Source organism: Streptomyces sp. LBL, from assembly GCF_029893585.1.
Classification (GTDB): Bacteria; Actinomycetota; Actinomycetes; order Streptomycetales; family Streptomycetaceae; genus Streptomyces.
Genome location: NZ_JARXYX010000001.1, coordinates 252,690 through 275,886, shown reverse-complemented (window position 1 = coordinate 275,886; position 23,197 = coordinate 252,690). Strand labels below are relative to the sequence as shown.

19 protein-coding genes and 3 pseudogenes are annotated in these 23,197 nt (G+C 70.6%); 11 read left to right on the top strand and 11 right to left on the bottom strand.

Annotated elements, in window-relative coordinates; all coding sequences use genetic code 11:
- Positions 1-340 precede the first annotated feature (340 nt).
- Positions 341-601, top strand: coding sequence for a hypothetical protein (locus M2271_RS01285; RefSeq protein ID WP_280885155.1), 261 nt, complete (start codon positions 341-343; stop codon positions 599-601).
- A 120-nt stretch (positions 602-721) separates the two neighbouring features.
- Positions 722-1,303 carry a hypothetical protein gene (locus M2271_RS01280; protein WP_280885346.1) on the top strand — a complete coding sequence of 194 codons (582 nt, stop codon included), beginning with the start codon at positions 722-724 and terminating at the stop codon, positions 1,301-1,303.
- A 25-nt stretch (positions 1,304-1,328) separates the two neighbouring features.
- Here M2271_RS01280 and M2271_RS01275 read toward each other — a convergent pair.
- From M2271_RS01275 to M2271_RS01265, 3 genes and pseudogenes are all read right to left on the bottom strand, one after another.
- A pseudogene (locus M2271_RS01275) lies at positions 1,329-1,445 on the bottom strand (SRPBCC family protein); the annotation flags it as partial.
- A pseudogene (locus M2271_RS01270) lies at positions 1,444-1,704 on the bottom strand (catalase); the annotation flags it as partial. The pseudogenes M2271_RS01275 and M2271_RS01270, both read right to left, overlap by 2 nt.
- 440 nt (positions 1,705-2,144) lie before the next feature.
- Positions 2,145-3,146, bottom strand: a complete 1,002-nt coding sequence (locus tag M2271_RS01265) for a LacI family DNA-binding transcriptional regulator (RefSeq protein ID WP_280885328.1) — start codon at positions 3,144-3,146, stop codon at positions 2,145-2,147.
- A 360-nt stretch (positions 3,147-3,506) separates the two neighbouring features.
- Between M2271_RS01265 and M2271_RS01260 the strand changes: the two genes are divergently transcribed.
- From M2271_RS01260 to M2271_RS01245, 4 genes are all read left to right on the top strand, one after another.
- The gene (locus M2271_RS01260) at positions 3,507-4,433 is read left to right on the top strand and encodes a sugar ABC transporter permease (RefSeq protein ID WP_280885154.1); all 927 of its coding nucleotides are present in this window, start codon (positions 3,507-3,509) and stop codon (positions 4,431-4,433) included.
- A 4-nt stretch (positions 4,434-4,437) separates the two neighbouring features.
- Positions 4,438-5,394: a carbohydrate ABC transporter permease gene (locus M2271_RS01255; protein WP_280885153.1), complete on the top strand. Its 957-nt coding sequence runs from the start codon at positions 4,438-4,440 to the stop codon at positions 5,392-5,394.
- An 83-nt stretch (positions 5,395-5,477) separates the two neighbouring features.
- On the top strand, positions 5,478-6,815 hold the full coding sequence (locus M2271_RS01250; protein WP_280885152.1) for a sugar ABC transporter substrate-binding protein: 1,338 nt from the start codon (positions 5,478-5,480) through the stop codon (positions 6,813-6,815).
- A gap of 51 nt (positions 6,816-6,866) precedes the next feature.
- Positions 6,867-8,912 carry a beta-galactosidase gene (locus tag M2271_RS01245; RefSeq protein ID WP_280885150.1) on the top strand — a complete coding sequence of 682 codons (2,046 nt, stop codon included), beginning with the start codon at positions 6,867-6,869 and terminating at the stop codon, positions 8,910-8,912.
- A 311-nt stretch (positions 8,913-9,223) separates the two neighbouring features.
- Here the strand turns inward: M2271_RS01245 and M2271_RS01240 are convergent, their stop codons facing one another.
- Together M2271_RS01240 and M2271_RS01235 are read right to left on the bottom strand one after the other, a co-directional pair.
- A complete protein-coding gene (locus M2271_RS01240) occupies positions 9,224-9,979 on the bottom strand; it encodes a DUF4232 domain-containing protein (protein WP_280885149.1) in 756 nt (251 codons plus the stop codon).
- Between the two features lie 143 nt (positions 9,980-10,122).
- Positions 10,123-10,275, bottom strand: a complete 153-nt coding sequence (locus M2271_RS01235; protein ID WP_280885148.1) for a hypothetical protein — start codon at positions 10,273-10,275, stop codon at positions 10,123-10,125.
- Between the two features lie 141 nt (positions 10,276-10,416).
- Between M2271_RS01235 and M2271_RS01230 the strand changes: the two genes are divergently transcribed.
- Positions 10,417-10,884, top strand: coding sequence for a hypothetical protein (locus M2271_RS01230; protein ID WP_280885147.1), 468 nt, complete (start codon positions 10,417-10,419; stop codon positions 10,882-10,884).
- A gap of 21 nt (positions 10,885-10,905) precedes the next feature.
- Here M2271_RS01230 and M2271_RS01225 read toward each other — a convergent pair whose 3' ends face one another.
- The 3 genes from M2271_RS01225 to M2271_RS01215 form a co-directional block, all read right to left on the bottom strand.
- Positions 10,906-11,568, bottom strand: a complete 663-nt coding sequence (locus M2271_RS01225) for a beta-glucanase (RefSeq protein WP_280885146.1) — start codon at positions 11,566-11,568, stop codon at positions 10,906-10,908.
- A gap of 155 nt (positions 11,569-11,723) precedes the next feature.
- Positions 11,724-12,587, bottom strand: coding sequence for an NAD(P)-dependent oxidoreductase (locus M2271_RS01220; protein WP_280885145.1), 864 nt, complete (start codon positions 12,585-12,587; stop codon positions 11,724-11,726).
- A 75-nt stretch (positions 12,588-12,662) separates the two neighbouring features.
- Positions 12,663-14,174 (bottom strand): MFS transporter, encoded by a 1,512-nt coding sequence (locus M2271_RS01215; protein ID WP_280885144.1) that lies wholly within the window; start codon positions 14,172-14,174, stop codon positions 12,663-12,665.
- A gap of 240 nt (positions 14,175-14,414) precedes the next feature.
- Between M2271_RS01215 and M2271_RS01210 the strand changes: the two genes are divergently transcribed.
- Positions 14,415-14,912, top strand: coding sequence for a lamin tail domain-containing protein (locus M2271_RS01210; RefSeq protein ID WP_280885143.1), 498 nt, complete (start codon positions 14,415-14,417; stop codon positions 14,910-14,912).
- A gap of 18 nt (positions 14,913-14,930) precedes the next feature.
- Here M2271_RS01210 and M2271_RS01205 read toward each other — a convergent pair whose 3' ends face one another.
- On the bottom strand, positions 14,931-15,332 hold the full coding sequence (locus M2271_RS01205; RefSeq protein ID WP_280885142.1) for a luciferase family protein: 402 nt from the start codon (positions 15,330-15,332) through the stop codon (positions 14,931-14,933).
- Between the two features lie 286 nt (positions 15,333-15,618).
- On the opposite strand from M2271_RS01205, the gene M2271_RS01200 reads away from it, so the two are divergent.
- The gene (locus M2271_RS01200) at positions 15,619-18,048 is read left to right on the top strand and encodes a GH92 family glycosyl hydrolase (protein WP_280885141.1); all 2,430 of its coding nucleotides are present in this window, start codon (positions 15,619-15,621) and stop codon (positions 18,046-18,048) included.
- Between the two features lie 83 nt (positions 18,049-18,131).
- Here the strand turns inward: M2271_RS01200 and M2271_RS01195 are convergent, their stop codons facing one another.
- Both M2271_RS01195 and M2271_RS01190 read right to left on the bottom strand, forming a co-directional pair.
- The gene (locus M2271_RS01195; RefSeq protein ID WP_280885140.1) at positions 18,132-18,338 is read right to left on the bottom strand and encodes a hypothetical protein; all 207 of its coding nucleotides are present in this window, start codon (positions 18,336-18,338) and stop codon (positions 18,132-18,134) included.
- Positions 18,339-18,517: 179 nt separating this feature from the next.
- Positions 18,518-19,021 (bottom strand): annotated as a pseudogene (locus M2271_RS01190) (MFS transporter); the annotation flags it as partial.
- Between the two features lie 294 nt (positions 19,022-19,315).
- On the opposite strand from M2271_RS01190, the gene M2271_RS01185 reads away from it, so the two are divergent.
- Together M2271_RS01185 and M2271_RS01180 are read left to right on the top strand one after the other, a co-directional pair.
- Positions 19,316-22,117 carry a SpoIIE family protein phosphatase/ATP-binding protein gene (locus M2271_RS01185; RefSeq protein ID WP_280885139.1) on the top strand — a complete coding sequence of 934 codons (2,802 nt, stop codon included), beginning with the start codon at positions 19,316-19,318 and terminating at the stop codon, positions 22,115-22,117.
- A 128-nt stretch (positions 22,118-22,245) separates the two neighbouring features.
- Positions 22,246-23,115, top strand: a complete 870-nt coding sequence (locus M2271_RS01180) for a chitosanase (protein ID WP_280885138.1) — start codon at positions 22,246-22,248, stop codon at positions 23,113-23,115.
- Positions 23,116-23,197: the final 82 nt, after the last annotated feature.

The following is a 23,197-nucleotide window of genomic DNA, read 5'->3' as shown; positions in this document are numbered from 1 at the left end:
ATGGAAATCCCCCGCCCCATACGCACGACGACCCTGGAACGTTCAAGCGACCCGGAAATTCACAGGAATCTCTACGACACCCCGGAAAACCAGATGTCCCGAACCCACCCCGTCCCTGCGCTCCCCGCCATGAACAGCACAGGAACCGAGACCCTGTTGAACGTCGTGGACGTCGAGTCGCAACGGACGCCGACGGCGCCCTCGTCCGCATGGTGGACACCTTGTCGGGTACACGGGAAACCCGTATTCGTGCGAGGAAGGGAAGGGAAGGGAAGGGAAGGGAAGGGAAGGGAAGGGAAGGGAAGGGAAGGGAAGGGAAGGGAAGGGAAGGGAAGGGCTCGTGCCGTCGAGGGGGCAGCAGGAAAGTACCGGTCTCGGCACGCTCGAACCGGGGACCGTGCAACGCGCCCAACTGCACAGCCGTATCGCGGACATCGCGTGGAGCGCGCTGTGCACGGTGCTCGCTCTCTGGGCCATCTGGAGCTCCGTCGGCCTGGCCCGCGGCAGGACGGCATGGGCGTACTGCGCGGTGGCGTGGGTGCTGCTGGCGGTCGCACTGACCGTGCGGGTCCTCGCGATCCGGCGCCGGACCCGGCTCTGACGGGGATCATCTGGTTCGGCCAGGCGCGGATCCGTCGTCTGCGGCATATGAACCAAGCATTCGGGGTCGAGCGGCGGCCGTCCCCGTAGTCTCTCCCGGTCGACGGAGTCGGGAGGGGCCGTGCGCTGGTTCGGGAGCGGCGACGACAGCGGTGGGGAGCGCCTGTGGCGTGCCTATCTGGAGGCGGATCACGTCCGTTTCCTCGTCGAGGAGAGACTGCGCGAGGCGGACGAAGAACGCGCGGAGATCAGGGAGCGGCTCCTGGGGGCCGATGTCGTGCCCGTGCTCAGGGAGTCCCTGCGCGCCGGCCGGGGATCGCTGGCAGTGCTGAATCTGCTGCGCGATGTGGGCGCGGACCGTCCGGACGTGGTCCATGCCCTGCTGCCCGAGCTCTACGCGTGCTGCCTGAGCGTCAACAAGGCCGGAATCTGGGGCCGTGAGGTCGTGCGCACGCTCGCCGGATCGGTCGCCCTGCACGACGATCTCGCCCCTTCGGTGGACCGGACGCTGCGCGACGAGGTGACCGACGTCTTCGCGATGCGTGCCCTGGTGATGCTCCTCGACGACATCGGGGACACCGCGCTCATGGCACGCTGGAGGCGGGCCGCCCTCGCCTCGCCGGACGTGGACGTGCGTGACATCGCCGAGGAGTACCCGGCCGACGAGGGGGCGGGTGGGCCGGCCGCTGCCGACGGCGAATGACCGGCCCCGGCGGACAGAGCTCCGGTCAGCCCGCCGCGTTGTCGACGCGCAGCCGTACCTGTTCCTCCAGACGGCGCAGACTGGAGTCGAGGGCATCGTGCACGGCCTGGCGACCAGGGTCGTGGCTCTCGTCGAACCCTGATCGGCTCGTCGCCCCAGGCCCCGTACGCCTCGAAGTAGCCGTACGCGGTCACCCCGCGGGCGTGCACGACCCGCTCCGGGATCCGCCCCCGGTCGAAGTGGCTGATCTTCTCCAGGAGCTGGTAGTTCTCCAGCGTGGCCGGGCCGCGGGCGCCGACCGTGCGCTGGTTCTGGTTGTCGTGGACCGGATGCCCCTGCCGGTTGGTGAGCACCTCGCGGTCGTCATCGAGGGCGGGCCCCGTGCTCGACACGTCCGTCAGGTGATGGGCTCCTTCGACTCGTGGCTGCCGTGACACGAGGATCGAAGCGGCGCGGCAGCCGCCGATCGCCGCCGCTGGAGCCGGGCTCGCCGTCGTACCGCGTCGCGCCATCGACCCCCGCCAGCCCCTCGACGTGTGCGAACTGCAGGACTCCTGGGCTCGCCGCCACCGTCTACTGGCATGGGGAATCAAGAACGGCACCGCGTCGACGGCGACCGCAGCGCTCGCTGAGCACCTGCGCCACGCGGCCCGGTCCGAGCCTTCCTTCCGCAGCGCACACGAAGACCTCGTCGGTCGGCGGCCCTTCCCCGAGGGCTGACCGAACACCGGACATGGACCGAGACTTCTTTCGGTCTGCCGGCCTCGCGCGTAACGCGGGGTGACTGTCTGCCGGGCCTCGCGCGTAACGCGGGGTGAGTATCAGCCCCGGCCCCTCACCCTCAGCTCGCCCCGCCACCCCCGGGCGGCGCTGCCGTGCTCGCCCGTACCACGAGCCGGGTGGGCACGATCGTCGTGCCGCGCTCCGGCCCGATCTGGCGCATCTTGCGCAGCACCGCCGTCACACAGAGCCGTCCCACCTCGGCGAAGTCCTGGTGGAGGGTGGTGAGCGGCGGCAGGAAGGAACTCGCCTCGGCGATGTCGTCGAAGCCGATGACGCTGACGTGCTCGGGCACCCGCCGGCCACGTTCGTGCAGGGCGCGCAGCAGGCCCAGGGCCATCTGGTCGTTGGCCGCGAAGACGGCGGTGCACTCCGGCTCGGCGGCGAGTTCGAGGCCCACGCGGTAGCCGGACTCCGCCGACCAGTCGCCCCGTACGAGAGGCGGCGCCGGCCGGCCGGCGTCGGCGAGGGCCGCGCGCCAGGCGTCGGCGCGCCGCTGCGCGGCGAACGAGCCCTCGGGCCCGCCCAGATGCCACACGGTCCGGTGTCCCAGGCCGAGAAGATGGTGGACGGCGGCGCGGCTCCCGCCGGCCTGGTCGGTGTCCACGACGGTGTAGCGGTCGCCTGCGTCGGAGTCGACGACCACGACCTGGACGTGGGGCGGCAGCGTGACCGTCGCCGCGTCCAGCAGGTGAACCTCCATGATGACGATCACCGCGTCGACCGCGAGCTCCTCCAGTCGGCTGAAGGCCCCCCGCACCTCGTCCTGGGTCGGCACCGCGACCGGGAGCAGCGTCACCACGTACCCCTCGTGCGCCGCGGAGTTGGCGATGGCCTCCAGCGTGCGCACGTTACCGGTGGTGGAGAGCGAGAAGGTGATCACGCCGATGGTGCGGAACTCGCCGCGTTTGAGTGCGCGGGCCGCGCTGTTGGGCCGGTAACCGAGTTCCTTCATCGCCGCGAGCACCTGGCGGCGGGTCTCCTCGTTCACACCCGCGTATCCGTTGGAGACCCGGGACACCGTCTGCGACGAGACGCCCGCCAGCAGGGCCACGTCCGCCATGGAGGCGCTGGCCCGGCCGCGGCGGCGGGCGCGGTGGGGGCCGTCGCCGCCCACGTCCACAGGCCCGGCCGCCGCGCCCGCCGCCGGCCCGGGCGTGTTCGTCGGCGTTCTTCCAGTCGTGTCCACGCGCCGTCCACCACCTCTCCACCGCTGCTCAGATCACGTTTCACCAGCGACCCTTGACCCTCGTCAACGAGGCAGTGTAAACATGCCGCCATCGGATGTTTACGTAAACATAACAGCACACCGCGCGCTCGCAGTGGCAGATGTTTACGCAAACATCCTGCGGTGGGTGCAGCACCGGCATCGGATGCCCGGACGTGCCCACCGGTTCCAGGACGTGGACGAGCGAGGAACGACATGACGACGCTGCAACCGCCGGTGGCCGCTGAGCCGCGGCCGGCACCACCCCCGGCGAAACGGGACCGCCGCTCCTGGACGGGGTGGGGGTTCATCGGTCCGTTCGTGGTCGTGTTCGCCCTTGTCTTCCTGGCTCCGATTGCGTACTCGATCTATCTCAGCCTGTTCCGGGACCAGTTGATCGGCGGCACCACCTTCGTCGGCCTGGACAACTACACCCAGGCGCTCAAGGACGAGCGGTTCTGGGACTCGCTCTCACGGGTTTCCCTCTTCCTGGCCGTACAGGTGCCGATCATGCTTGGCATCGCCCTGCTGATCGCCCTCGCGCTGGACAGCGGACGCCTCTACGGCAAGGACTTCTTCCGCATCGCGATCTTCCTGCCGTACGCGGTGCCCGCCGTGGTCGCCACCCTGATGTGGGGCTTCATGTACGGCACGAAGTACGGACTGATCGGCGACATCAACTCGGCCTTCGATGTCACGCTGCCCGACCCGCTCTCGTCCGACCTGGTCCTGGCGTCGATCGGCAACATCGTCACCTGGGAGTTCATCGGCTACAACATGCTGATCTTCTACTCCGCGCTGCGGGTCATCCCGCAGTCGCTCTACGAGGCGGCGGAGATCGACGGCGCCGGGCAGTTCCGTGTCATCAGCGCCATCAAGCTCCCGGCGATCCGCGGCGCCCTCGTCATCGCGACGATCTTCTCGATCATCGGCAGCTTCCAGCTCTTCAACGAACCGGCCATCCTGCGGCCACTGGCGCGCAACGCCATCACGACCGACTTCACCCCGAACTTCTACACATACTCGCTGTCCTTCAACGGCCAGCAGCACAACTACTCCGCGGCGGTCGCCATCATCATGGGGCTGATCACCATGGTCATCGCCTATGTCGTGCAGCTCCGCGGCATGCGCAAGGGAGCGTGACCCGATGAGCGACACGAGTACCCCCGTCACCACCGCCTCCCAGCCCGCATCCGTCCAGGCCGCCGACGGGTCCACGGGCGTGCCCCGACTGCGCACGCGCCGGGTGCACAGCCCTGGCCGTCCCAAGCGCAGCGTGCTGCTGACCGTGCTCACCGGTCTGATCCTGGTCTACACGGTCGTGCCGCTGGTGTGGCTGGTCATCAGCGCCACCAAGACCCAGGAAGGGCTGGCCGATTCGTCCGGACTGTGGTTCAGCCACGACTTCGCCCTCTGGCAGAACATCAGCGACACGTTCTCGTACAACGACGGCATCTTCGTCCGCTGGCTCCTGAACACGCTGCTGTACGTCGTGCTCGGCGCCGGCGGCGCCACCCTGCTGGCGATCCTCGGCGGCTACGCGCTGGCGAAGTTCACCTTCCCCGGAAAGCGCGCCGTGTTCGCCGTGGTCATCGGTGCCGTCGCGGTCCCGGGCACGGCTTTGGCGGTGCCCACCTTCCTGATGTTCAGCAAGATGGGCCTGACCGACACCCCGTGGGCGGTGATCATCCCCTCGCTCGTGTCGCCCTTCGGTCTGTATCTGATGTGGGTCTTCGCGACCGAGGCCATCCCCACCGAACTGATGGAGGCCGCTCGCATCGACGGAGCGGGCGAGGTGCGCACCTTCTTCCAGGTCGCGATGCCGCTGCTCGCCCCCGGCACCGTGACCGTCCTGCTGTTCACCACGGTCGCGACCTGGAACAACTACTTCCTGCCGCTGATCATGCTCAAGGACCCGGACTGGTATCCCCTGACCCTGGGTCTGGACGCCTGGAACAACCAGGCCCAGACGATCGGCGGTGACGTGATCTTCAACCTGGTGATCACCGGTTCGCTGCTCACCATCATCCCGCTGATCGCCGCGTTCCTGCTGCTGCAGAGGTTCTGGCAGTCCGGGCTCGCCGCCGGAAGCGTCAAGGAATGACCCGCCCACAGGCACCCACCCGCCTCGGCCCCCTCTCTTTCGCCCTCCCCCTTTCCCACCCACGAAGAAGTGGAAGCACCTCCATGCGCAGAACCACCAGCCGCCTGCTGCGCGGCATCGCTCTCCTGTCCGCCCTCGCCATGGGGGCGACCGCGTGCGGCGGTTCCGACGACGACAGCTCCGGTCAGAAGGCGGTCTCCGCCGCGGACATCCAGGCGGCCCTGAAGAAGGGCGGCTCGGTCACGGTCTGGGCCTGGGAGCCCACTCTGAAGACCGTCGCCGCGGACTTCCAGAAGAAGTACCCCAAGGTCAAGATCAACCTCGTGGGCGAGCGGTCCGGCGACAAGCACTACACCGCGCTGTCGAACGCCATCTCGGCCGAGAAGGGCGTCCCCGACATCGCGCAGGTCGAGTACTTCGCGATGAGCCAGTACGCCCTCACCAAGGGTCTCAGCAACCTGGCCCCCTTCGGCGCCGACAAGCTCAAGTCCAAGTACACCCCCGGCCCGTGGAACGCCGTGAGCGAGGACAAGGCGGTCTACGGCCTGCCGATGGACTCCGGCCCCATGGCCCTGTTCTACAACAAGAAGGTCTTCGACAAGCACAAGGTCGCGGTCCCGACCACCTGGGACGAGTACGTCGAGGCGGCGCGCAAGCTGCACAAGGCGGACCCCAAGGTCTTCATCGCCGCCGACGCCGGCGACGCGGGTCTCACCACCAGCCTGCTGTGGCAGGCCGGTTCGCGTCCCTACAAGGTCGACGGCACCAAGGTGAAGATCGACTTCGCCGACGCGAACGCCAAGAAGTACACCGACACCTGGCAGAAGCTCATCGACGAGAAGCTCGTCGCGCCCATCTACGGCTGGACCGATGACTGGTACCGGGGCCTGGGTGACGGCACCATCGCGACGCTGCCCAGCGGCGCCTGGATGCCGGCCAACTTCGAGACCGGCGTGAAGAACGCCGCCGGTGACTGGCGAGCGGCCCCGATGCCGGCCTGGACCAAGGGCGACAAGGCGAGCACGGAGAACGGCGGCAGCGCCCTGACCGTGCCCGCGCTGGGCAAGAACAAGGAACTCGCCTACGCCTTCGTCGAGTACGCGAACTCCGGTGACGGCGTCGCGACCCGTATGAAGGAGGGCGCCTTCCCGGCGACCACCGCGGAGCTCCAGGACAACGCGTTCCTGAACAAGAAGTTCGCGTACTTCGGCGGCCAGAAGGCCAACGAGATCTTCGCCGAGTCCGCGGCCAACGTCGCCCCCGACTGGTCGTACCTGCCCTTCCAGCAGTACGCCCAGTCGATCTTCAACGACACCGTCGGCAAGGCGTACGTCTCGAAGACCAAGCTGGCCGACACCCTGAAGTCCTGGCAGGACGCCTCCGTCAAGTACGGCAAGGAACAGGGCTTCACCGTCGAGTAGTCGACGTACACGACCCCTGCCGCCCCCGCGCACCACTCCGGAAGGACCACGATGATCTCCACCCTCCTGTCCCAGCTGAACGGGCCGGACGGTGACTCCACCCCACGCCTCGCGTACGGCGCCGACTACAACCCCGAGCAGTGGCCTCGCGAGGTGTGGGAGGAAGACGTACGGCTGATGCGTGCGGCCGGCGTGAACCTGGTCTCCGTGGGGATCTTCTCCTGGGCCCGTATCCAGCCGGCCCAGGACGAGTGGGACTTCGGATGGCTCGACGAGGTCATGGACCTGCTGCACGCGGGCGGCATCGGGGTCGACCTGGCCACCGCGACCGCGTCCCCGCCGCCCTGGCTCACCACGGCGCACCCGGAGATACTTCCGGTGACCGCCTCCGGCGAGACGGTGTGGCCGGGGGCGCGGCAGCACTGGCGGCCCACCTCGCCCGTCTTCCGCGAGCACGCCCTGCGCCTGGTGCGGACGATGGCCGAGCGGTACAAGGGTCATCCCGCGCTGGTGGCGTGGCACGTCTCGAACGAGCTGGGCTGCCACAACATCTACGACTTCTCGGACGACGCGGCCCATGCCTTCCGCGACTGGCTGCGCGCCCGCTACGGCACCCTCGACGCCCTCAACCACGCCTGGGGCACGGCGTTCTGGTCGCAGCGTTACAGCGACTGGCAGCAGATCCTGCCGCCGCGGCTCGCCGCCTCCCACCCCAACCCGACCCAGCAGCTGGACTTCAAGCGGTTCTCGTCGGACGCGCTGAAGGACCATCTGCGCGCGGAGCGGGACCTCCTGCGCGAGATCACTCCGGACGTGCCGGTCACCACGAACTTCATGGTGATGGGCGGCACCAAGGGCATGAACTACCCGGACTGGGCCGAGGAGATCGACTTCGTCTCCAACGACCACTACGTCCACCCCGGCCCCCAGGACCGCGACGAGCTCTCCTTCTCCGCCAATCTCACCAGCGGTATCGCGGGCGGCCGGCCCTGGTTCCTGATGGAGCACTCCACCAGCGCCGTCAACTGGCAGCCCGTCAACGTGGCCAAGAGGCCCGGCGACCTGGCCCGTGACTCGCTGCTGCACGTGGCGCACGGCGCCGACGCGGTGTGCTTCTTCCAGTGGCGGCAGTCGGCGGCCGGCGCCGAGAAGTACCACTCCGCGATGGTCCCGCACGCCGGAGCCGACAGCGACCTCTTCCGCGCGGTGGCCGCCCTCGGCGCCACGCTCAGCACACTCGCCCCGGTCGCCGGGTCCGAGCGTGAGCCGGCCCGGGTCGGGATCGTGTACGACTGGGAGTCGTGGTGGGCGAGCGAGCAGGACTCGCACCCCACGTCCCTGCTCGACTACCGGCAGGAGGCGCTCGACTGGTACTCGGCGCTGCTCGCCCTCGGCATCCGCGCCGACCTGATCACCACCCGCGCCGACCTGTCCCGCCATCAGGTGCTGATCGCCCCGGTGCTGCACCTGGTGCCCGCCGACCTCGCCAAGGAGCTCACGCGCTACGCCGAGCAGGGCGGCCACCTGATCACGACGTACTTCTCGGCCGTCGTCGACGAGAACGACCACGTCTGGCTCGGCGGCTACCCGGGGGCCCTGCGCGACCTGCTCGGGCTGCGCATCGAGGAGTTCGGGCCACTGCTCGCCGGGGACACCGTCGAACTGGACGACGCGACCACCGGCAGCCTGTGGACCGACCGCATCACGGTGACCGACCCTCAGACGCAGATCCTGGCCCACTACCGCACCGGAGTGCACGCCGGCCACCCGGCCGTCACCCGGCGTGCCACGGGCGGCGGTTCGGCGGCCTACGTCTCCACGCGGCTCGGCGTCGAGGGGCTCACCGCCCTGCTGCCGCGTCTGCTCGGACCGGCCGGGGTGGAGAGCGAACTGCCCGAGGAGATACGCGGCCTGGTCGAGCCGACCGTGCGCCGCGGCCCCGACAGCCGGTTCCTGTTCCTGGTCAACCGCACGGACGACACCGTGCCGGTGACCGGTCTTCCCGGCGAGGTCCTCGTCGGTACCACCACCGCCGCCGACGGCACGCTCACGCTCGGCCCCAGGGACGTCGCCGTACTGCGACAGCCCGTCGGCTGAACCCCGGGGCCATGACCCGGTGTTGCCCACCAGCGGCAACACTCCGGGGGCTGCACCGGTGAGGGGAACGCGGTCATCGAGCTCACCGTGGCGGAAGTATGGCGCCGGCGACGCCAAACGGTGGCCCGCCACTGCCCTGTCGGCGTCGGCGTCGGCGCCGGCGCCGGCGCCACTTTTTCGAGGGGCGGGCAGGCAGAACCCACCCGTGCCTGCTGCCTGCCCGCTACACTCCCGCTGCTCGATGTTTCCCCAGGTCAGGCAGCATCAAAGTACTGCTGGAGCAGCGGGGAAGTGGTCCCGATCGAGGTCCGTCACTTCGACATGATGAAGTCCAGGGCACTGCCGGAGGCCGTCGTCCAGTAGGTGACAAGTTGACCGTCGTCTGCGTACAACGTGTCGCCGGGCATGGGGACGTCGATCGGCCCGCCCGCCTTGCTGCCGAGCTTGCTGCCGTGGAGGGTGAGGGTGACGCTTTTCGCCTCGTACTCGTCCCTGGCGCCGCCGGCGACGAGCAGAGCGGCATACGCCTCCTCACCCGGAGCGATGGTCACGGGCTTCCCCGGGTCCGGGCTGCTGTCCTTGATCACGGGGGTCGGGCCCTGGGCATCACCGATCTTTACGTACGGGTAGTGGTAGATGTTGCACTTCTTGTCGCCGGCGTTCTGGACGATGAGGAGGAAATGTCTGGCGTCCTTGCTGTCCACACGCTCCTGCGTGGCGGAGACCCCGAGGTCGTCCGCGGTGCAGGCGGCGATGGTGCCCCTGCCGCCGTTCCCGCCGTTCCCGCTGCTTCCGCCGGTGTCGCCCGAACCGCCGCCCGGTTTCGCCGAGGCCGTCCCACCCGGTTTTCCCGAAGCCGTCTCACTCGGTTTTCCCGAAGCCTCGTCATCCGGCTTCGCCGAACTCGTCACGCTCGGCCGGTCCGAGGTCTTGGCGTCACCCGAGCCCTCGGCCGCGCCCGGTTCGCACGCCGTGGCCGCGAGCAGCGCGGCGATCGCCGCGGTCCCGAGGGCGTAGGACTTCCAGCCTGTGGGGCTCTTGTGGTTCTTGCGGACAGCAGCCTTCATGGTGTTCCCCCGTTGTCGGTCGTACGCGTCGGACCTCGACCATCGATCGCAAGCAGAGTCTGCACCAGGAATCACTCTCAAGAACCTTGCCTCGTAGTCCTGTTACCGATCACGTACAAGGCAGGAACGTTTCCGCCATAAGCTCACGGACGCCGACCGAAGTACTCGGTGTGCGGCACGAGTACGGCGAACGGCTGGGCTTCGACGGCACCTGGATCCGGCAACGTCGTCTTCGAACACGGCGTCGGCTCGGTCGCGATCTTCGTCGCCTCGGCGACCTGGTCCACGACGAGCATCCGCCCCGCCGAGGTACGGCGGAGCTCTCGTCAGAGGCTGTTCGAGTGGTGCGCCCACGATCGCGGTCGTAGCGTCGGACACAGGCGGGCCGCCCGGCGCAGGGACAGGCGGGACGCAAGGACAAGCGGCGGGGAGCGGACATGCGCGCACGTGGGATGACCAAGGCGGCCGCGCTCTGTGCCGCCCTGGCGTTCGCCGCGGTGACGGGTACGTCCGCCGCCGCCCCCGAGAAGGCGGCGACGGACGCGCGGCCCGTGGAGCAGCGGGTGTCCAGGACCGTGCTGGTCGACTGCTTCCGGAAGCCGCACGTACGCCCGGCCGCGTTCCTGCTCGCCTGCGGCGACGGCAACAGCCGTCTGATCTCGCTGCGCTGGTCGCACTGGGGCACAGGCAAGGCGGTGGCCAAGGGCCGCAACGTCGTCAACGACTGCGATCCGTACTGTGCGGCGGGCACGTTCCACTCGTACCGGGTCGTCGTCCGGCTGGACCGCCCCGAGCGCTGGTCCGGACATCCTGGCCTGCGGCACTACGCCCGGATGAAGCTCGCCTACCCCGACGGCAGGCCGCGGGGGTCGGCGTCCGTGGTGGCGTACCCGCTGTGGAACTGACCGGGCCGACGGCGTCGGGCTTCAGAGGTGTTCCGTGCGGTGTACGACCAGGCTCGCCACCTCGAAGGACATCTCGGTGACGGCCGGGTCGGGCTGCGGGTGGTAGCGGCCGGCGCACACGGAGAGGTTGACGATCAGGTAGGCGTGCCAGTCCCGGCCCACTCCGCGTCCGTCGCGGAAGACCGGGGTGCCGTTCAACGACCACGTCACGCCGGCCCTGCCGAACTCCACGGCCAGATCGATCCAGCCGCCGGGCCGCACGGCCGCGTCGCGGTGGTAGCGGTGTCCGCCCCGGACGTTGTTCGACAGCTCCAGAAGATCCGGGTGGTCGGGGTGGTACTCGAACACGTCGATCTCCTGGTCGCCGTCCCGCCAGGTCCAGACGGCCGGCCAGGCGCCGGTCTCGGTGGGGAGCCGCACCCTGGTCTCCAGCCGGTCTCCGGTGCGGAGCGTGAAGCCCTCCTCGCTCTCCTCGGTGGTCAGCAGTCCCGTGTCCCACAGTCCGTCAGGACGGCGCGTGGCCCGGAAGACGCCGCCCCGGAAGTAGGCGGGGTCGGCGACGAGATGGTCGAGTTTGTTGTCGTCCGGGTTCACGGGGCCCCCGTCGGGATACGCCCAGGAGCGTCCGGCGACCCACTGGCGGGACGAGTCGAAATCGGCGGTGAAGACGGCTCTGGTCACCATCGGTCTCCTCGTCCCCCGACTGCGCCGGCGCGGGATTTCTCCCCCGGAGGTCGGCGCCCATGCGGTCGGGGCCTCGGACCACCCGACGGGGTGAGCGGCGCGTACACGCGTACGCCGCCGGTCGACGGCCCCGTCATGGCTCCGTCATGGCTCCGTCATGTCTCCTCGTCCGGCCGGCCGGGCAGGAGGTCGGCGATCAGGCGATCGCTCGGCACGTTCCGGTCGTCCTTGTGGGCCTGCCAGCGGTCGAAGGTGTGCGCTGCCGCGTCCGCGAAGGTGCCAGGCAGGCCGCTGCTGCGCCAGGCCTCGGCGATCTCCCGCATCTCCGGCTCCCACCGCCAGGCCTTGGCGCCCGCGCCGGCCAGCTGCTCCGGGCGGGCGAGCGGGGTGCCGGGCAGCAGGTGCGCGGCGAGGTCGCGGAGTTCTTCGAGGACGCCGTGGTCGGCGGCGAGGGCACCGGCTTCGGCGGCGAGCGCGTACGAGATCTTGTTGTAGGCGGCGAAGGCCAGCTTGAGCGCCGACGCCCGGCCGATCGGCCCGGGCAGGACGACCGGGGTCAGCAGGGTGCCGTCGAACAGGGCCCGGACGGTCTCCACCGCGGCGTCGTCGCCCGAGAGGTACAGCCGGGTGGTGCCGGACCTGCGGGGAGGGGGCCCGGTGATGCCGCCGTCGACCACCACCGCCCCGTCGGCCCGCAGTACCTGGCTGATCTGTGTCATGTGTTGGGGGCTGATCGCGTTGGCGTCGACGTAGATGCCGCCGAAGCGGGCGGCCGCGACCTGGCGGGCGACGTCGAGGGCGGCGGCCGGCGGGCACACGCTCAGGATCACCTCGCACCCGGCGGTCAGCTCCGCCATGCTGCGGGCCGTCTCGAGTCCCAGGGCGTCGGCCCGCTCCCGGGTGGCGGCCGACCGTCCCTCCGCCAGCCACCGGACCCCGGCTCCGGCCGCCACGGCCTGCGCGGCCACCTGCGCTCCCATGGAGCCGGGGTGCACGATTCCCACGTCCGCTCGAACCATGCCGGGACCTTACCGCCGTACCCGAACCGGCTCGGCGCGGGGATCAGCCCTGCCCGTCGGGCACCGGGCCCGCCGTCACCCCTGGCCCGGGTGCCCATGGCTGTGGGACACCTCGGGCGGGCACGGGTCGCGGCGCTCCCTGCGGTCCCGCAGCCAGTCGTGCACGGCCAGCGCGAGCGCGCCCAGCACCGGCACGATGCCGCAGCCCACGGCGACCGCGACCGCCGACCGGTAGTCGTGGGCACCGGCTCCGAGCAGCAGGTAGAACAGGCCCGGCAGGGCTGCCGTACCGACCGCGCCGCCGAGCCGTTGTCCCGTCTGCAGCGCGCCTCCCGCCGCGCCCGCCATCCGCACCGGGACGTCCCGCAGGGTCATGGTGACGTTGGGGGAGATGACACAGCCGCTGCCCAGACCGCCGACGAACAGGGCGGGGGCCGCCAGCCACACCGCGAGGTCGGCGGGCGCCAGACGCAGGCTCAGGACGGCGGCGCCCAGTCCGAGGGCCACGGCGGTGAGTCCGCACACGGTCAGCAGCCGGCCCAGCCGCTCCACCAGACGGCCGGCCACCACCGCGGCGAGTGCCGAGCCGAGGGCGAACGGGGTCACCGCCAGCCCGGACCGCAGCGGTGAATACCCCTGCCCGTTCTGGAAGTAGAGGGCGAACACCAGCCACACCCCGCTGAAGCCGACGAAGTACAGGGTGGCGATGGCGGCTCCGGCCGCGTAGCCGCGGGTGGCGGTCACCAACTCCGGGTCGAGCAGGGGCTGCCCGCCGTGCGCGGCTACCCGCCGCTCCCAACGGGTGAAGGCCGCAAGCAGGGCCGCGCCGACGAGGAAGAGCCACCACAGCCGTCGCACTCCTCGGGACTCGGCCAGTACGAGCGGCAGCATCACGGCCAGGACTCCGCTGCCGAGGAGGGCGACGCCCGGCAGGTCGAGCCGTTCACGGCGGCCGGGGGCGAGTTGCGGCAGCAGCCGCAGCCCCAGGACCAGGGCGAGCGCGCCGACGGGGACATTGACGTAGAAGATCCACCGCCATCCCTGCGGCCCGTCGGCCAGCTTGAGGATCAGTCCGCCCACCACCGGCCCGACGGCACTGGAGACGCCGACGGTGGCGCCGAACAGACCGAAGGCACGGCCCCGTTCGGCGCCCCGGAACATCTGCTGGATCAGGGCGGAGTTCTGCGGGGCGAGACAGCCCGCGGCGACGCCCTGGGCCAGCCGGGCCACGACCAGCAGCTCGATCGAGGGGGCCGCGCCCGCCGCCGCGCTGCACACCACGAACGCCGTCAGCGCCAGCAGGAAGATGCGGCGTCGGCCGATCGCGTCGCCCACGCGTCCCGCGGTCACCAGGACGAGGGCGAACGCGAGGGCGTATCCCGAGACCACCCACTGGATCGCGGGTGCGGAGGCGTGCAGGTCCCGCTGCATCGACGGCAGGGCCACGGCGACGATCGTCACGTCGAGCAGGCTCATGAAGCCGGCCACGAGGGTCACCCACAGGGCCTTCCACCGCCTCGGGTCGGCTCCTTCGGCCGGATCCGCCGGGTTACCGCCCCCGCCGTCCGCCTTCGTCTCCGCGCCCACCCGGGCTCCTCTCCGCTGTCGGCCTGTCTCCCCCTCATGGGTATCCCGACCGGCGTCATGGGTATCCCGCCGGGCCTCATGGGTATCCCGCCCGGTCTCATGGGTGCCCCGCCCGGTCTCATGGGTGCCCCGCCCGGCACGTAACAGCTCACTTCACATGTTCCACACAGTCACATCACACTCTCTTCACCAAAGAGGTAAGCTCCATGCGCTCTGTTCACACCACTGGGGGGAATTTCCATGCGTATGCGCCATGTCCTGGCCGCTTCCGCCACCGCCGCCGGACTGATAGCCGCCCTGGCGGCCGCGCCGGCCCAGGCCGCCGAGTACACATCGGCCCTGAAGCTCAAGGGAGTTCAGTACGACGCGCCCGGCTCGGACTCCAACAACTGCAGGACCGGCAACACCAAGGACGAGTACCTGACGATCAAGAACTACTCGTCCTCGACGACCGTGAACCTCAAGGGATATGTCGTCAAGGACGCCACCGGCAACCGTTTCACCTTCACCGCCAGTCACTCGCTGGAGCCCGGCGACTATGTGAAGCTGCGCGGCGGCAAGGGCACCGACTCGGACGCCAAGAACGTCGTCTACCGCCAGAACTGCAACTTCATATGGAACAACGACAAGGACACGATCTACTTCTACAAGCCCTCCGGCAGCCGGGCCGACGTGCACGCGTACACGAAGAGCGGCTCCGACCGCGACCGCAACGGCTATGTGAACTTCCACGGCTGACGGAGCGTAACCGGCTCCTCAGCACGTGATCGCGACACAACGACGGTCGTTGCAGCGCGCGGCGGGGGCCGGGTCACCGGCCCCCGCCGGGGCAGGATCACCGGCCGGGCCTCGCTGATGGGCCTTGAGGGCGACGCTCACCAGCGTCATCAGAAGATCGATGTCCGACTCGCACTCCAGCCGGACGGTCACCCAGGCGGAACCCGGCACCAGGCGAAGAGCGGTCGAGCCGTTCAGGTCGCGTCTCAGCCGCCAGATCGCCGGTGCCGACAGATGCACGTCAGCCATCCGGTCCGAATGGAAGTGCGCGATCTCGGCGCCCTCGGAGCGCAGGGCACTGCCCCTGCCGCAACTGGGCCGGGCCTCCACGAGGTCCGGCCAGTCCGCCAGTCGGGTCATGGCCCGCAAGCCTGTCGTCATGGTTTCATCATGAAGAGCTCACCGGGTGTCCATCAAGTCTTGAGGACAACTTAACCAGCCCGTAGCCTCAGCCGTCCCGCCAAGGACGTTCATCCCACCTTCATCAAAGCGACGTGAGCGCCTCTTCCGTCACCCGGGGCGGGCTCGTACCGTTGCGCCCGGCCCGAGGGCGGCACGCTGCGACGCGGTGCGCGCCCCTCAACTCCCGCTGGACTCCGGCCGAACTCCGGCGGAACTCCCGCTGGACTCCGGGCCGAACTCCCGCCGACGAAGGGTGAACCCACCGATGCGCCGTCACCGAGTGCGCGCCACCAGACGTATCGCCGTCCGTTCAGCAGCCTTGCTGCTCACCACCGCCCTGGCCGCGAGCACCCCTCTCCCCGCTCTCGCGACGAGCCAGGCCCCGGCGCGGCCCTCCGCCTCCGTGGACCCGCTGATCGGGTCGGCGAACGGCGGCAACACCTACCCGGGCGCCACCCTTCCGTTCGGCATGATCGCCTGGTCCCCCACCAGTACGACCGGCGACCAGACCAGCACCGGCGCGGCCAACGGATACCAGTACGACACCAAGCGCATCCGGGGCCTGAGCCTGACCCACGTCAACGGCGCCGGCTGCAACCCCGGTGCCGCGGGCGACGTGCCGATCATGCCGTTCGTCGGTGACGTCACCTCCTCGCCGTCCGCGGACACCAAGGACGCCGTCTACGCCGCCGACTTCAGCCACGCCGACGAGAAGGCCACGCCCGGCCGTTACACCCTCGGCCTCGCCTCCGGCGCCGCGGCGGACCTGGCCGTCAGCAAGCGCGCGGGCGTCGCCGACTTCACCTTCCCGGGCGACCGGCCCGCGAACCTGCTGTTCCGGGTCTCCAACTCCCTGAACGGCAGCGAGAACGCGCGCGTCGACATCGACGCCGTCCACCGCAAGGTGACCGGCTGGGTGCACACCGGGGCCTTCTGCGGGCGCCGGGCCAACGGGGGCGTCAACAACCGCAAGAGCTACTACAAGCTGTACTTCAGCGCGAGCTTCGACCGCGCCTTCTCCTCGGTCGGCACCTGGAAGGACGGCAGCCTCTCCCCCGGCGCGACGTCCGCGTCCGGCGGCGAGGGGTACGCGACCGGGGCGGACCGCGCGGGACGTGGATCCGGCGGCTGGGTCGGCTTCGACACCAGTGCCGACAACGATGTCCGCATGCGGATCGGCATCTCCTACGTCAGTCAGGCCGGCGCCGAGAGCAACCTCCGCGCGGAGATACCGCCCCACTCCGACGTCGACCGGGTGGCGCAGGCCGGTGCCCGCGCGTGGGACCGCGAGCTGGATTCCGTACGCGTCGAGGGCGGTACCGAGGCCCGCCGTACGGCCTTCTCCACGGCGCTCTACCATTCCTTCCAGCAGCCGAACCTGATCAGCGACACGGACGGCCGCTACTGGGGCATGGACCAGTCCGTGCACCGGGTGACGCCCCGGCAGGGCGCGCAGTACAGCAACTTCTCCGGCTGGGACCAGTACCGGGCCCAGATCCAGCTGCTGGCCCTGCTGAAACCGAGGGTCGCGGGAGACTTCGCCCAGTCCCTGTACAACTTCGCCCGGCAGAACGGCGGGGTCTGGGACCGCTGGGTGCACCTCAGCGGCGCGACCCACGTCATGACCGGCGACCCGTCCGCGGCGACCCTGGCCACGTTCTACGCCATGGGGGTGCGCAACTTCGACTACGAGGGCGCCTTCGACTCCCTCGTGCGCCAGGCGACCGTGCCTCACCCCGACGGGCTGTCGGACGCCGGGTGCCCGGGCCAGTGCGCGGGCCAACGCCCCAATCTGACCCAGTACCTGAGCTCCCACTACGCGGCTCAGGACGTGTGCCACTGCTGGGGCGGGGCCGCCGAGACCCTGGAGGACGCCGTCGCCGACTCCGCGCTCGCCTCCTGGGCGCGGCTGCTCGGACGGGACACGGAGGCCGAGGTCCTCGCCGAGCGCGGCTCCTGGTGGCGCAACGTCTTCAACCCCGACGCGACCGCGGAGGGCGGCTACATCCAGGCCCGCAACCTCGACGGCTCCTGGAAGACCCCGTTCACCCCGGGCACCGACGTCGGTTTCGCCCAGGGCACCAGCGCCACCTACACCTGGATGGTCCCGCAGGACGTGCGGGGGCTCGCCGAGGCGATGGGCGGCCGGGAGCGGGCGGCGGCCCGGCTGGACGGCTTCTTCCACCGCCCGGACGGCTCCTGGTCCGTGCGCGGCGGGGACCCGCTGCGCTACGACCCCACCAACGAGCCCGGCATCCACGCGCCCTGGCTCTACAACGCGCTGGGCCGGCCGTGGCGGACGCAGGCGACGGTCCGGCAGATCCTGGACACGGTCTACGGCACCGGGCCCTCGGGCCTGCCGGGCAACGACGACCTGGGCACCATGTCCGCCTGGTACGTCCTCTCGTGCCTCGGCCTGTACCCCCAGACGCCGGGCAGCGCGAACCTCCTGCTGGGTGCGCCGGTGTTCACCAGGGCCGTCCTGGACCGGCCGGGCGGCACCGACATCACGATCGAGGCGCCGGCCGCCGACGCCACCCACCAGTACGTCGGCGCGGTACGACTCGACGGCCGCGTTCACGACATGTCCTGGGTGGGGCCGCGGCTGACCCGCTCCGGCGGGACCATCGCCTTCCGCCTGGCGGAGCAGCCCGACACCCGGTGGGCGACCGACCCGGCCCGGCTGCCGCGGTAGGACGAGGCCGGCCGGGTGGCACCGCGGCTCACCGCGCTGCCACCCGGCCGGTCCGGCTCGGGCTGCCCGTCCTCTCCGCCCGGTCAGTTCGCCCCTGCACCGGTGCCGGTTTCCAGAGACTCCTGGAATCTGGCCATACAGGGCAGACAGTGACGGTCGGTTTCCGACTGGTCGGCCCGTGGGGTACCGGACAGATCGGCACCGCACAGGCTGTTGCCCTGGCGCCGCTCGACCACGTGCCACACCAACGCGCCCGTCTTCGTCTCGGGGCCTACGCACATTTCGTACATGGGACATCTCCTTCGACGGCTGTCCTCAGGAGACCGCATCCTCGGCCGGGTCTCTCAGCGGGAGCGCCATCCGTGTGAAGTCGACGCCCCAGCGGAGCAGTCCGTGTTGCGGGGCGAGCCGAGCCGTGCGCCGGCTGCGGGAGCCGAGGGGGAAGTACGCGCCCGCGTCCCGCCACGGCTCAGAAGCGTGGCGCCGGCGCCTGGCTCTCCACCAGGTCGGCCGCCTCCTGCGGTGTCGCGACGGAGGGCGGGGAGCCCGCCAGCGGCTTGCCGGCCGTCTCCTTCATGCAGGCGACGGCGACGGTGCCGACCAGGGCCGCGGCCATGGAGTAGAACGCGGGCAGCAGCTCGCTTCCGGTGGCCGAGATCAGCGCGGTGATCACCAGCGGGGTCGTGCCGCCGAAGAGGGAGGTGGACAGGTTGTAGCCGACGGACAGGGCGCCGTAGCGCACCTGGGTCGGGAAGAGGGCGGGCAGCGCCGCCGACATGGTGCCGAGCAGGCACACCAGCGACAGGCCGAGCGGGAGCATGCCGCGCGCCACGGCCACCAGGCTGCCCTGTCCCACCAGCAGGAACGCCGGGACGGACAGCACGAGGAAACCGAGCATCCCGGCCATCAGCAGGTTCTTGCGGCCCAGCCGGTCGGAGAGCCGGCCCACCTGGTTCACGACCAGCATCAGCACGGCGTTTGACCGCCGCCGGGTCGGCAGCGCCCTCCAGGAAATCTGGCTCAGCGGCCGACATGAGTGCTCCTTTTTCGCCGTGCACCGGTACCGCGAGATCGACTGCTCGCTCGCACCCGGCGCAAACGGGGCAGCCGGGAAGAGCAGGACACAGCACGCGGGCACGCGGGCATACGGGCAGCCGGTCGCCGACCGGCCCAGCCGACCGGCCCAGGGGCCCGGTGACAGGGGCTCGGCCTGTCACGCCGTGTGACGCCCCTCGCCTCCCGGGACGCGGCAGTGTAGACATGGCACATGGCCCGGCTCTTGGGTCGATCCGGAGCCCGGTCGACCCGTCGTCCCAGCGGTAAGCGCCCTCGACATGCGCGCTACCGCGCCCCTGGGGTGCACGAGCACCGGGCCCGGCCGACGTCGGGTGGTCCGCCCGCCGGGCCGCGCGGCGCCGACAGGACACGGCGGGAACCGGCGTCGGGGCTGCGGGCCGCGCTCAGCGGACGCAGCGTCGCCGGACAGGTGTTCGTCCTGCATGTGGTGATCGTGCTGCTGCTGGTCGTGGCCGCCGTGGCCGCGCTGGTGCTGCAGGCCCGGCGCGACAGCAGCACCGAGGCCCGCGACCGTTCGATCGCCGTCGCCGAGGCGTTCGCGAACGCGCCGGGCACCGCCGGGGCGCTGAGCGGCCCCGACCCCTCGGCGGTCCTGCAACCCCGGGCCGAGGCGGCCCGCCGGGCCACGAAGGTCGACTTCATCGTCGTCATGAACACCGACGGCGTCCGCTACACCCACCCGAAGCCGGACCGTATCGGCAAGAAGTTCGTCGGCACCCTCGCCCCGGCGCTGGCCGGGCACACCCTCACCGAGTCGATCGACGGCACCCTCGGCCCGCTGGTGCAGGCCGTGGTTCCCGTCAGGGCGGACGACGGCAAGGTCGTGGGCCTGGTGTCGGCGGGGATCACGACGGCGAAGATCGGCGGGGCCGCCAACCGGCAGATGCCGCTGGTGCTGATCGCCGCCGCGGCCGGTCTCGCCCTGGCCACGGCGGGCACCGCGCTGGTGAGCCGGCGTCTGCTGCGCCAGACGCACGGCCTGGGCCCGCACGAGATGACCCGTATGTACGAGCACCACGACGCGGTGCTGCATGCCGTACGGGAGGGCGTGCTGATCGTCGGCGACGACGGCACGCTGCTGCTGGCCAACGACGAGGCGCACCGGCTGCTCGACCTGCCCGCCGACGCCGAGGGCCGACATGTGCGCGACCTCGCCCTCCCGCCCGACACGGTCGGTCTGCTGGCCTCCGGCCGGGTCGCCACCGACGAGGTGCGTCTGGTCAAGGACCGGCTGCTGGCGATCAACCAGCGGACCACGGACAGCCAGGGCGGCCCGCCCGGCACGGTCGCCACCCTGCGCGACTCCACGGAGCTGCGGGCCCTGTCCGGCCGGGCGGAGGCGGCCCGGGAGCGCCTCAACATGCTGTACGACGCCGGGGTGGCCATCGGGACCAGCCTGGACGTGACCCGTACCGCCGAGGAACTGGCGGAGCTGGCCGTGCCCCGGTTCGCGGACTTCGCCACCGTGGACCTGTTCGACTCGGTGCTCAGCGGTGGCCAGCCGGAAGCGGCGAGGAGTCTGCGCCGAACGGCGATGAGCGGGATCCGCAAGGACGCGCCGCTGTATCCGGTGGGCGAGCAGTTCCGGATCGTCGACTCGGTTCCGCAGACGCGCGGCCTCGGCACGGGGCAACCCACCGTCGAGCCGCGGCTGAGTGAGGCGACGGACTGGCAGGCACAGAACCTCGAACGCTCCGCCCAGGTGGTTCAGTACGGCATCCACTCGCTGATCATGGTGCCGCTGCGGGCGGGCAGTCTGGTGCTGGGGGTGGTGAGCTTCTGGCGGTCGGAGAAGCCCGATCCGTTCGACATGGAGGAGATGGCCCTCGCCGAGGAACTGGTGGCGCGGGCCGCCGTCTCCATCGACAACGCGCGCCGCTACACCCGCGAGCACAGTATGGCGGTGGCACTGCAGCGCAGTCTGCTGCCGCGCACCCTGCCCGAGCAGAACGCTTTGGAGATCGCCTACCGGTACCTGCCCGCGCAGGCGGGCGTGGGCGGCGACTGGTTCGACGTGCTGCCGCTGTCCGGCGCCCGGGTGGCGCTGGTGGTGGGGGACGTCGTCGGGCACGGGCTGCACGCGGCGGCCACCATGGGACGGCTGCGCACGGCGGTGCACAACTTCTCCGCGCTGGACCTCCCGCCCGAGGAACTGCTCGCCCTCCTGGACGAGTTGGTCTCCCGTATCGACCAGGACGAGACGGAGGAGGACACGAGCGCCCCGGTCACCGGCGCGACCTGCCTGTACGCCGTCTACGATCCGGTCTCCCGGCTGTGCACGGTCGCCCGGGCCGGCCATCCGCCGCCCGCCCTGATCCACCCCGACGGCAGCGTGGAGTTCCCGGACGTGCCGGCCAGTCCCCCGCTCGGGCTCGGCGGCCTGCCGTTCGAGACGGTCGATCTCGAACTCGCCGAGGGCAGTCGGCTGGTGCTCTACACGGACGGGCTCGTCGAGGACCGGGAGCACGACATCGACGTGGGTCTCGAGCTGCTGCGCGAGGCGCTGGAGCGGGCCGGCCCCTCGCCCGAGGACACCTGCCGGACCGTCCTCGACTCCCATTTGCCGGCCAAGCCCATCGACGACGTCGCGCTGATCGTGGCGCGCACCCGGGCCCTCGCGTCCGACCGGGTCGCGGAATGGCAGGTGCCGGTCGACCCCGCGGCCGTGTCCGGGGTACGGGCCTGGGTGAGCCGTCGGCTGGCCCGATGGGGCCTGGAGGAGCTGACGTTCACCACCGAGCTGATCCTGAGCGAGCTCGTCACCAACGCGATCCGCTACGGCGGCGACCCCATCCGCGTCCGCGTGCTGTACGACCGCACCCTGATCTGCGAGGTCTTCGACAGCAGCAGCACCTCACCCCATCTGCGGTACGCGGCCATGACGGACGAGGGCGGACGGGGCCTCTTCCTGGTCGCCCAGCTCACCGAGCGCTGGGGCACCCGGTACACCGCGACGGGCAAGGTCATCTGGGCTGAGCAGAAACTGCCCTGACCGAACATATTTCCGCCGTTCTCCACGAACTCCTCCCGAACGGGTGTCCAGCGTCGCCCACCTCTGATAGGAAACCTTCCTATCAGTGTGCGCACACGGCCAACTCCCCACCCCCACTTGGAGCCCCCGTGAGACACCCGTCCAGCGTCCCCGCACATCCCTCCGACACGCCCGCGCATCCCTCCGGCACCTCACGCCGTACCGTCCTCGCCCTGATCGGCGCCTCCCTGGCCGCGGCACCTCTCCTGCGCCCCTCGCCCGCCTCGGCGACGGAGGCGGCGGCGAGCTGCGTCGGACTCGACGACCCGGCGAAGAAGGAGATCGCCATGCGGCTGGTGTCGAGCGCGGAGAACTCCTCGCTCGACTGGAAGGCGCAGTACAAGTACATCGAGGACATCAACGACGGCCGCGGCTACACCGCCGGCATCATCGGATTCTGCTCCGGCACCAGCGACATGCTCGACCTCGTCGAGCTCTACACCGACCGCAAGCCCGACAACGTACTCGCCAAGTACCTGCCCGCACTGCGCGCGGTCGACGGCTCCGACTCGCACAAGGGCCTCGACCCGAACTTCCCCAAGGACTGGCGCAAGGCCGCACAGGACACGGCCTTCCAGCAGGCGCAGAACGACGAGCGCGACCGCGTGTACTTCAACCCGGCCGTACGGCAGGGCACGACGGACGGGCTCGGGACACTGGGGCAGTTCGCGTACTACGACGCCATCGTCATGCACGGTGACGGCGACGACTCCACCAGCTTCCGCAACATACGCAAGCGGGCCCTGGCGAAGGCGAAGCCGCCGGCGCAGGGCGGCGGCGAGGTGACATATCTCAACGCCTTCCTCGACGCGCGCGTGTGGGCCATGAAACAGGAGGAGGCCCACAGCAACACCAGCCGGGTCGACACCGAGCAGCGCGTCTTCCTGCGCAACGGCAATCTGTGCCTGAACACGCCGCTGAACTGGCAGGTGTACGGCGACAGTTACCACATCGACTGACCGGGGCCCGGGGCTGCCGTACCGCTTTCTGCGCAGTACGGCAGGGGTACGGCGGCCCCGGGAGAACCCGAGGGGGCATAAC